This is a genomic window from Bradyrhizobium australafricanum (assembly GCF_020329495.1).
GTDB lineage: Bacteria > Pseudomonadota > Alphaproteobacteria > Rhizobiales > Xanthobacteraceae > Bradyrhizobium > Bradyrhizobium australafricanum.
On sequence record NZ_JAGKJL010000015.1, the window covers coordinates 35,165 to 45,000 of the forward strand.

Sequence of the window (9,836 nt, forward strand, 5' to 3'; positions counted from 1 at the left end):
ACTGCCGCCCGCGGGAAGGTACTAGTCGGCGCGCGCCGCTCCAGGCGCGTCCAGCAGGCGCTGCATGAACACGAGATCGAGCCAGCGGCCGAACTTGCGTCCGACCTCCGGCATCCGGGCAACCTCGACGAAGCCGGCCTGCGCGTGCAGCCGGAGCGAGGCGGGATTGCCGCCGTCGATGCCGGCGATCATGACGTGCTTGCCGAGCGCGGTGGCCGCGACGATCAGCTCGTCGACGATGATCCGGCCGAGGCCGCGGCCGCGATGATCGGCATGGATATAGACGCTGTGCTCGACGCTGTAGCGGTAGCCCGGAAAGGCCCGGAAGTCGCCGAATGTGCCGTAGCCGAGCACCGTTGTTTCCTCGACAGCCACCAGCACGGGATAGCCCAGAGCCTGCCGCGCCTTCATCCAGGCCAGCCGCTCGGCGTCGGAATCCTGCTTCTCCGTCCAGATCGCATTCGAGTTGGCGACCGCCTCATTGAAGATCGCGGTAATGGCCGGGATGTCCTGCTCGATGGCGGGGCGGATAATCATCGGTGGTTCCTTGGACGGGCCTCTTGAACGGCCTCCATCGTCTACTATATAAGACAATATGTCAATTATAGAGGACAAGGCCGATGAGGATCTCGGGCGGCGGGTTCGCGCCGAACGGGAGGGCCGCGGTTGGTCGCTGGCGGACCTCGCCAGGCGGGCCGGCGTGTCCAAGGCCATGCTGAGCAAGATCGAGCGGGCGGAGGCAAGCCCGACGGCGGCGACGCTGTCGCGGATCGCCACGGCCTATGGCTTGACCATGGCCGCGCTGTTCGAGGTTGCCTCACACAATTCCCGCCTGCAGCGGGCCAAGGATCAGCCGGTGTGGCGCGATCCGAAGGCGGCCTATCTGCGGCGGCAGGTGTTCCTGCATCCGGCCAATCCGCTGGAGCTGGTGGAGATCGAGCTGCCTGCGAGGCAGGAAGCCGGCTTCCCCGCCAGCGCCTATCATCTGGTCCGCCAGGTGGTGTGGGTGATCAGCGGCCGCCTCACCTTGATGGAAGGGGCGGAGCGCCACGAGCTCGCTGCGGGTGACCGCGTCGAGCTTGGTCCGCCGTCGGACATCGTCTTCCGTAACGAAACGGCTCAGCCTTGCCGCTACCTTGTCGCCATCGTGCGGCGCTGAGCTTCATCGGGCGAAATCGCAGACTGCGGCTCTTCCGTTTTAGAACCAAGTGCCCACATCTGCGGCAAGCCTGAAAAATGATGGCGACGACCAGAGGCTGGTTGAGGAACGTCAACGCGGCCCGCGGAAACCCAATGAAGATGCCGTTGTCATGCCTTCGCGCGTGGTCCGCGAAAGTGTGTGCGGTTTCGCGACAAGACCACGCGCAAACTTAAAGTTTGGGCGCGATCGGACGCAAAACCGGTACCCACTTTTGCTGATCGCGCCCCGGGTGACGATGGCAGGCCGAGGGAAAACGAATGAACATTGAGAAGTACACCGAGCGCGCGCGCGGATTCATCCAGTCTGCCCAGTCGCTCGCAATGCGCGACGGTCACCAGCAGTTCTCGCCGCTGCATCTGTTGAAGGTACTGCTGGACGACAATGAGGGACTCGCCGGCGGTCTGATCGACCGTGCCGGCGGCAATTCCAGAGCAATCCTGAAAGCGACCGAAGAGGCGCTGAACAAGCTGCCGAAGGTCTCGGGCAATGGTGCCGGGCAGGTCTACCTATCGCCGGAGCTGGCGCGTGCCTTCGATGCGGCGGAAAAGGCCGCCGACAAGGCCGGCGACAGTTTTGTCACCGTCGAGCGGCTGCTGCTCGGGCTCACGCTCGAGAAGGGCAGCGAGGCGGCCTCGATCCTGAGCAAGGGCGGCGTCACGGCGCAGAACCTGAACGCGGCGATCGAAGCGCTGCGCAAGGGCCGCACTGCTGACAGTGCGACCGCCGAGAACGCTTACGACGCGCTGAAGAAATATGCCCGCGACCTGACCCAGGCTGCGCGCGACGGCAAGCTCGACCCGGTGATCGGCCGCGACGAGGAGATCCGTCGTACCATCCAGGTGCTGTCGCGACGGACCAAGAACAATCCCGTCCTGATCGGTGAGCCCGGCGTCGGCAAGACCGCCATCGTCGAGGGCCTGGCGCTGCGCATCCTCAACGGCGACGTGCCGGAGAGCCTGAAGGACAAGAAGCTGCTGTCGCTCGACATGGGCGCCTTGATCGCCGGCGCGAAATATCGCGGCGAGTTCGAGGAGCGGCTGAAATCCGTGCTGCAGGAGGTCTCGTCGGCCGAGGGCGGCATCATCCTGTTCATCGACGAGATGCATACGCTGATCGGCGCCGGCAAGACCGACGGCGCGATGGACGCGTCCAACCTGTTGAAGCCTGCGCTCGCGCGCGGTGAGCTGCACTGTATCGGCGCGACCACGCTCGACGAGTACCGCAAGCATGTCGAGAAGGATGCGGCGCTGGCCCGCCGGTTCCAGCCGATCTATGTCAGCGAGCCGACGGTCGAGGACACCATCTCGATCCTGCGCGGCCTCAAGGACAAGTACGAGCAGCATCACGGCGTGCGAATCTCCGACTCTGCGCTGGTGGCCGCGACCACGCTGTCGAACCGCTACATCACCGACCGCTTCCTGCCGGACAAGGCCATCGACCTGATGGACGAGGCGGCGGCGCGGCTGAAGATGCAGGTCGATTCGAAGCCGGAAGAGCTCGATTCGCTGGATCGCGACATCATCCGGCTGAAGATCGAGCAGGAGGCGCTGAAGAAGGAGAACGATGCCGGCTCCAAGAGCCGCTTGCAGGCCCTGGAGAAGGAGCTCGCCGGGCTGGAGGAGCGATCGACGGCGCTGACGGCGCGCTGGAGCGCGGAGAAGAACAAGCTCTCCAATGCCCAGAAGCTGAAGAGCGAACTCGATGCGCTCCGCGTCGAGCTGGCCAATGCGCAGCGTCGCGGCGAATTCCAGAAGGCGGGCGAGCTGGCCTATGGCCGGATTCCCGAGCTGGAGAAGAAGCTCGCCGATATCGAGGCGCAAGAAAATAGCAAGCCGAACGGCGGCGAGATGATGGAGGAGGCGGTCACCGCCAACCACATCGCGCAGGTCGTGTCGCGCTGGACCGGCGTGCCGGTCGACAAGATGCTGGAGGGCGAAAAGGACAAGCTCCTGAAAATGGAGGACAGTCTCGCCAGGCGCGTCGTCGGCCAGGCCGAAGCCGTGCGTGCGGTGGCAACCGCCGTGCGCCGTGCCCGCGCGGGCCTGCAGGATCCGAACCGGCCGACCGGCTCGTTCATGTTCTTGGGCCCCACCGGCGTCGGCAAGACCGAGCTGACCAAGGCGCTCGCCGCTGACCTGTTCAACGACGAGACCGCGATGGTCCGCCTCGACATGTCCGAATTCATGGAGAAGCACTCGGTCTCGCGGCTGATCGGCGCGCCTCCCGGCTATGTTGGCTACGATGAGGGCGGTGCCCTCACCGAAGCGGTGCGGCGGCGGCCTTATCAAGTGGTGCTGTTCGACGAAATCGAGAAGGCGCATCCCGACGTCTTCAACGTGCTGTTGCAGGTGCTCGACGACGGCCGCCTGACCGACGGTCAGGGCCGCACCGTCGACTTCCGCAACACGCTGATCATCATGACCTCGAATCTCGGTTCGGAGTTCCTGGTGAATCAGCCGGAGGGCGAGGACACTGCGGCGGTCCGCGATCAGGTGATGGGCGTCGTGCGGGCGCATTTCAGGCCGGAATTCCTGAACCGCATCGACGAGATCATCCTGTTCCATCGGCTGCAGAAGAGCGAGATGGGCCGTATTGTCGAGATCCAGTTCGCGCGGCTGACCAAGCTGCTCGAGGATCGCAAGATCGAGCTCACGCTGGACGCCAAGGCGCGGGACTGGCTCGCGGAGAAGGGCTGGGATCCGGCTTACGGCGCCCGCCCGCTAAAGCGGGTGATCCAGCGCAGTGTGCAGGATCCGCTGGCCGAGATGATCCTCGCCGGCGAGGTCAAGGACGGCGATCATGTCGTGATCTCGGAGAAGGGCAACGTGCTGACCTTCAACGGTCAGGTGCCCAAAACCGCCGAGATCGTGCAGTTCGAGGCCCCGGTCTCGAAGCGTAAGCTGAACTGAGCGTTTCGATAGCGAAACCGGATGCGGCCTGGCGACAGGCCGCATCCATCGCCATGACATCGGCGGGCCGCATGCGACGGAGTTCCTGTTCGGCGGCCGGTTTTGTGAGCCCGAATTAATGAAACCGCCTCGGGACGGCGTTCGTTTTCATCCTGAATGATCGGCTGGCGTGGCAAACGTCCCGCGCAGCTGCAAAGGGATATTCGGCCCGAATCGCAGCGCTGATTCGCGCGCCGCCTTGCATCATCCTGCAAAGCCACACCGCCGGTCGCCCTCAGCAGAAGGCGAATTGCATGAGCAGAGACCTCATTGCCCATAACCGGCCCGTCTATGACGATCTTCATCCGCGCGTTTACGGCGCAGCCGCCGGCCTTGTCGCGTGGTTCGCGGTGGCGGCATGGATATTGTTCGACCGCCAGGACGACGTCGAACTGTCGCTGATGTTCGTCAGCGTATTGCTGTTCGTCGCGGTGCTGTTGCCGTGGGTGCTTTCGCTGATCTGGCGGAAATACGACGATCGGCACGACCTGCATCAGCGGTCGATTCCGTTCCGGGAGTGGCGGACCGGCGAATTCGCGGTCTGGGGCAGCACGATCAACAGCACCCATGCCACCATCGACATGCTGCTCCCGCTCGCATCCGTGGCGTTCGGGCTGACCGCGATCGGAATCGTGTTCCTGATCTGCGCCAGCCTCGCGCCGTAAACCTTGCCGGAGCCGTCATTCCTGCGGGGCGATGGGCGGTGACGGCTCGTCGTCCTCGCCGGGCTCGAGTTCGGACAGGATATCGACCAGCTCGCGGGCGCGGCCGGTGGCCAGCGGCTTGCCGGCATTGATCAGCGGCTCGTCATTGGCGAGCCAGGCCTGCGCCTCGGCAAGCTCGGTGATCGTCGCCCCCGACGCGATAATCCTCGCGATCGTGACGTCGTCGGCGGAGCCGACGGCCTTCAGCACATCGTCGCGGGTGAGGCTTGCCATGCGCGCCTCCTCTGCAAGGTTTACCTAAGCGGACAAAGCCTGACCGGCGCGGATGGTTCCGGATGGAACGGCTTCCTGAGCGAGGTTTCCGCCGTCAGCGGTTGGTGGTGGAGCGCGTCTGCGACGTGGAACTGGTGGCGTCCGAGACGATTCGCGAGCTGCCGCGGCTGGACATCTGGGCCTCGATCCGGTCGCGCTCCTTCTCGAAGTTCGCCAGCATCGGGCCTTCGAGCGAACGGCCGCGCGGCAGCTTCACGCGCATCGGGTCGACGAATCGGCCGTTGACCAGGATTTCGTAGTGGACGTGCGGGCCGGTCGACTGGCCGGTCGAGCCGACGAAGCCGATCACCTGGCCCTGCCGCACCTTCTTGCCGATCTCCATGCCCTTGGCGAAGGCCGACATGTGGCCGTAGGCCGTCTCGTAGCCATTGGCATGCTTCATGCGGATATATTTGCCGTAACCGCCCTCGTATCCGACCTTCTCGAGGACGCCGTTGCCGGAAGCGAAGATCGGCGTGCCGTAGGCGGTAGCCCAGTCGACGCCGGTGTGCATCTTCACATAGCCGAGGATCGGGTGGCGGCGGCCGCCGAAGCCCGAACGCATGATCGCGTTGTTGACCGGCTTGCGTACCAGGAACTTCTTCGCGCTCTTGCCGGTCTCGTCATAGTAGTCGACGAGGCCGTCGTCGGAGCTCTGGAATCGGTAGTATTTCTTGGTTTCGCCGCCCACGGTCAGCGCGGCGTAGAGCACTTCGGTCTTTTCGGTGCTGGTGACGCCCTCGTCCTCGCCGGCAAAGAAGACGTCGAACGAATCGCCGGGCTGGACCTTGCGCTGGAAATCGACGTCGTAGGAGTAGATCTTGACCATGTCTTCGATGACGGTCGGCGGCACCTTGTTGCGCAGCGCGGTCTCGTAAATGCTCTGATAGAGCCGCACGCCGCTGCCATCATCCTCGTCATCGTCGCTGGAATTGTCGGCGGTCTCGGTGACGGTGTTCATGCTCTGCACGTCGACGGCAACGTATTTGCCGAGATCGGACAGTGCGGCGACGGCCTCGATGACGGATTCGTTGGCGACGATCACGCGATAGGGCTGCAGCCTGACATTCGGTCCGGGCGCGGCCGGCGCCATCAGGATTCGTACCTTCTGGCCTTCCTTCAGGCCGCCGTCGCGGCCGCGCGGACCGAGCGTTGCGGCGATCGCCTTCGCCTCGTCGGGCGTCGCGCCCTGATCGCGCAGGATCGAGGTGATGCTGTCGCCCTTCCTGACGAGGTGAACCCGTTCGCCGACCGGATTGCCGCCGGTGACCTGCTCTTTGGTCTTCGGCAGCAGGGTGACGTTCTCCGGCACCACGCGGGTCTCGAAGCCGGCATAGGGATCGGAGGTGTTGCCCTCGGTGGCGTAGGCCATCCTCATGTCAGGGCCGGCGCCGCTCGCATCAGCCGCGGCATTGGCGAGTGAAGCGTAGCGCACCGAGCCGCCGGAGCCGCGCCAGTTGGCGGCGTCGCGGACCCGCATCAGCACGTCGTCGAGCGCGACGACGGCGGCGAGCTTGGCTTTCGGCAGCACGGAGCCGAGATCTTTGGTGACGAACGAGACCTCGGCGTCGGGCTCGGCCGCGGCATTCGGATCCTCGGCCGCCGCCGGCGTGTCGGAGCCGACATCGGTCAGCAGGCGCTGCGCGTTGAACGCGGGGATTTTTGCCGACAGATCGCTCGTGGTCATCGAGAGATTGCCGGAAATTCGGATGAAGGGCCGCACCCGCATCACGTCGCGATTGCCGACGCGGGTCACGGTCGACACGCGCACCAGGCTGCGGGAGGCGGAGGATTCGCTGGGCGGCGGCAGGCGGTCACCCTTGTGCAGGCTGACGACGCGATCGTTGCCGGTGAACGCGCCGCGGAGCGCGCCTTCAACGCGCTCCGGCACCTTGGCGAAGGTCATCTCGCCGTCGAGCGACGCAAAAACGGCGCCGCCGATCAGGGCCGCGCCACATAGTCCAGTCAGAATGGTGCCGCTAAACCATTGAACCGAGACACGGCGGCGGTCGATCACCGCGGCCTCGGTGCCGTCGACCGAAAGCGGCGGTTCGTGACCGAGATCGATCATCCCGGTCTCGCGCCCAATGCCGCTTCCGCGTGACGCCCGTTGGCTCAACCCGATATCCCCCCAAATTCCAGCAACTGCGATCGACCTCAGCTCGTCCTCGTCCCCACCTTGATCCCCCGAAGAGGAATCTCGGCAGTGTGGCGAGCCACACGCATCGAATTCGAGAAGCCGATGGCCATTAGCTAGCCGCGATCTCGAACGTCAATGGTGTGCAGATCTCTCGATGTTGCTCGGCCGCGAAGGGAAGAGGCGACGGATTCTTGGAGAAAATCGCCTGGTCCCCCAGAAAAACCGCCCCAGCCCCCACAGGTTACGAGCGGTTCAATGCATTCGTTATAGCCAGAACGTCGCAGGATTGTGGCTCAAGTGCGGCATTTGAGGTGGAAAAGCTTCCCTGAAAGCAGGTCGATGCCCGCCGCCCGGCCCGGGGCGGTCGGAACCCGTTTTGGAGGGCCTCACGGGCTCCCCGGCGACGAACTTTTTTTAAAGTTTTTTGCCGCGAGGGCTGGGTGGCGAATTTTTACCTCCGGCCTAAGCTACGGAAAGCACGAGAATTTCTTCGCACCGCACAAGCGATTTGGGCGTGCGACGATTTGTTGACAATGGCCGTTGACAATCCCGAGGGGTGCGGACTATAAACCAACCACTGAGCGCGGCGCCGCCGGGTCACTGACCAAGGCGAGCGAACGCGCCACTGATGCTCCTCACTTCGATGAGTGACACAACAGCCGACATAAATCGGTTGAAGTTCACCGTCGGCCGGTGAAGGGTAGAACCACCCTCTAAGGGTGTGGGGTCATCGGATCCCGGGCTGTTTGACAAGTGAAGATGAAGAAAGAGAAACGTGGACGGCGGAGTCCTTGCGTCTCTCGGGATACTTGAAAGCTTCGGCTTTTGACTTCTGAGAGTGGACGAAAGACTTCGGCGGTACACGTTTTAAAGGTTACACCATCGCTGCCAACGATGTGAATCGCAGGCGGCTCGTTGACTTCGGTCGACGAAGAATGGTGGGACCTCGTCAAACGTTGTGATCAGCCGGTTCAAGGTTTCAAGTCCAACTTGAGAGTTTGATCCTGGCTCAGAGCGAACGCTGGCGGCAGGCTTAACACATGCAAGTCGAGCGGGCATAGCAATATGTCAGCGGCAGACGGGTGAGTAACGCGTGGGAACGTACCTTTTGGTTCGGAACAACTGAGGGAAACTTCAGCTAATACCGGATAAGCCCTTACGGGGAAAGATTTATCGCCGAAAGATCGGCCCGCGTCTGATTAGCTAGTTGGTGAGGTAATGGCTCACCAAGGCGACGATCAGTAGCTGGTCTGAGAGGATGATCAGCCACATTGGGACTGAGACACGGCCCAAACTCCTACGGGAGGCAGCAGTGGGGAATATTGGACAATGGGCGCAAGCCTGATCCAGCCATGCCGCGTGAGTGATGAAGGCCCTAGGGTTGTAAAGCTCTTTTGTGCGGGAAGATAATGACGGTACCGCAAGAATAAGCCCCGGCTAACTTCGTGCCAGCAGCCGCGGTAATACGAAGGGGGCTAGCGTTGCTCGGAATCACTGGGCGTAAAGGGTGCGTAGGCGGGTCTTTAAGTCAGGGGTGAAATCCTGGAGCTCAACTCCAGAACTGCCTTTGATACTGAAGATCTTGAGTTCGGGAGAGGTGAGTGGAACTGCGAGTGTAGAGGTGAAATTCGTAGATATTCGCAAGAACACCAGTGGCGAAGGCGGCTCACTGGCCCGATACTGACGCTGAGGCACGAAAGCGTGGGGAGCAAACAGGATTAGATACCCTGGTAGTCCACGCCGTAAACGATGAATGCCAGCCGTTAGTGGGTTTACTCACTAGTGGCGCAGCTAACGCTTTAAGCATTCCGCCTGGGGAGTACGGTCGCAAGATTAAAACTCAAAGGAATTGACGGGGGCCCGCACAAGCGGTGGAGCATGTGGTTTAATTCGACGCAACGCGCAGAACCTTACCAGCCCTTGACATCCCGGTCGCAGACTCCAGAGACGGAGTTCTTCAGTTCGGCTGGACCGGAGACAGGTGCTGCATGGCTGTCGTCAGCTCGTGTCGTGAGATGTTGGGTTAAGTCCCGCAACGAGCGCAACCCCCGTCCTTAGTTGCTACCATTTAGTTGAGCACTCTAAGGAGACTGCCGGTGATAAGCCGCGAGGAAGGTGGGGATGACGTCAAGTCCTCATGGCCCTTACGGGCTGGGCTACACACGTGCTACAATGGCGGTGACAATGGGATGCTAAGGGGCGACCCTTCGCAAATCTCAAAAAGCCGTCTCAGTTCGGATTGGGCTCTGCAACTCGAGCCCATGAAGTTGGAATCGCTAGTAATCGTGGATCAGCACGCCACGGTGAATACGTTCCCGGGCCTTGTACACACCGCCCGTCACACCATGGGAGTTGGTTTTACCTGAAGACGGTGCGCTAACCGAAAGGGGGCAGCCGGCCACGGTAGGGTCAGCGACTGGGGTGAAGTCGTAACAAGGTAGCCGTAGGGGAACCTGCGGCTGGATCACCTCCTTTCTAAGGATGATCCTTCAGATCAGCTCACGCTATCTATCGGATCGTTTTAGAAACATTCAGGGGCCAACAGTTTCAGGTTGAGCTCCATTGGCGGG

6 protein-coding genes and 1 rRNA gene are annotated in these 9,836 nt (G+C 62.6%); 4 read left to right on the forward strand and 3 right to left on the reverse strand.

Going from position 1 to position 9,836, the window contains the following annotated elements; all coding sequences use genetic code 11:
• Nucleotides 1-21 precede the first annotated feature (21 nt).
• Nucleotides 22-537, reverse strand: a complete 516-nt coding sequence (locus tag J6525_RS15555) for a GNAT family N-acetyltransferase (RefSeq protein WP_225645331.1) — start codon at nucleotides 535-537, stop codon at nucleotides 22-24.
• 58 nt (nucleotides 538-595) lie between these two features.
• On the opposite strand from J6525_RS15555, the gene J6525_RS15560 reads away from it, so the two are divergent.
• The 3 genes from J6525_RS15560 to J6525_RS15570 all read left to right on the forward strand — a co-directional run bounded on the left by J6525_RS15560 (nucleotide 596) and on the right by J6525_RS15570 (nucleotide 4,814).
• Nucleotides 596-1,159 carry a helix-turn-helix domain-containing protein gene (locus J6525_RS15560; RefSeq protein WP_225645332.1) on the forward strand — a complete coding sequence of 188 codons (564 nt, stop codon included), beginning with the start codon at nucleotides 596-598 and terminating at the stop codon, nucleotides 1,157-1,159.
• Nucleotides 1,160-1,458: 299 nt separating this feature from the next.
• Nucleotides 1,459-4,110 carry an ATP-dependent chaperone ClpB gene (gene clpB / locus J6525_RS15565; protein WP_225645333.1) on the forward strand — a complete coding sequence of 884 codons (2,652 nt, stop codon included), beginning with the start codon at nucleotides 1,459-1,461 and terminating at the stop codon, nucleotides 4,108-4,110.
• A gap of 293 nt (nucleotides 4,111-4,403) precedes the next feature.
• Nucleotides 4,404-4,814: a hypothetical protein gene (locus J6525_RS15570; protein ID WP_225645334.1), complete on the forward strand. Its 411-nt coding sequence runs from the start codon at nucleotides 4,404-4,406 to the stop codon at nucleotides 4,812-4,814.
• Between the two features lie 15 nt (nucleotides 4,815-4,829).
• Here the strand turns inward: J6525_RS15570 and J6525_RS15575 are convergent, their stop codons facing one another.
• Together J6525_RS15575 and J6525_RS15580 are read right to left on the reverse strand one after the other, a co-directional pair.
• Nucleotides 4,830-5,087, reverse strand: coding sequence for a hypothetical protein (locus tag J6525_RS15575; RefSeq protein ID WP_225645335.1), 258 nt, complete (start codon nucleotides 5,085-5,087; stop codon nucleotides 4,830-4,832).
• A gap of 94 nt (nucleotides 5,088-5,181) precedes the next feature.
• Nucleotides 5,182-7,245, reverse strand: coding sequence for a M23 family metallopeptidase (locus tag J6525_RS15580; protein ID WP_225645336.1), 2,064 nt, complete (start codon nucleotides 7,243-7,245; stop codon nucleotides 5,182-5,184).
• Between the two features lie 1,007 nt (nucleotides 7,246-8,252).
• Here J6525_RS15580 and J6525_RS15585 point away from each other — a divergent pair.
• Nucleotides 8,253-9,741, forward strand: a 16S ribosomal RNA gene (locus J6525_RS15585).
• The last annotated feature ends 95 nt before the right edge of the window (nucleotides 9,742-9,836 follow it).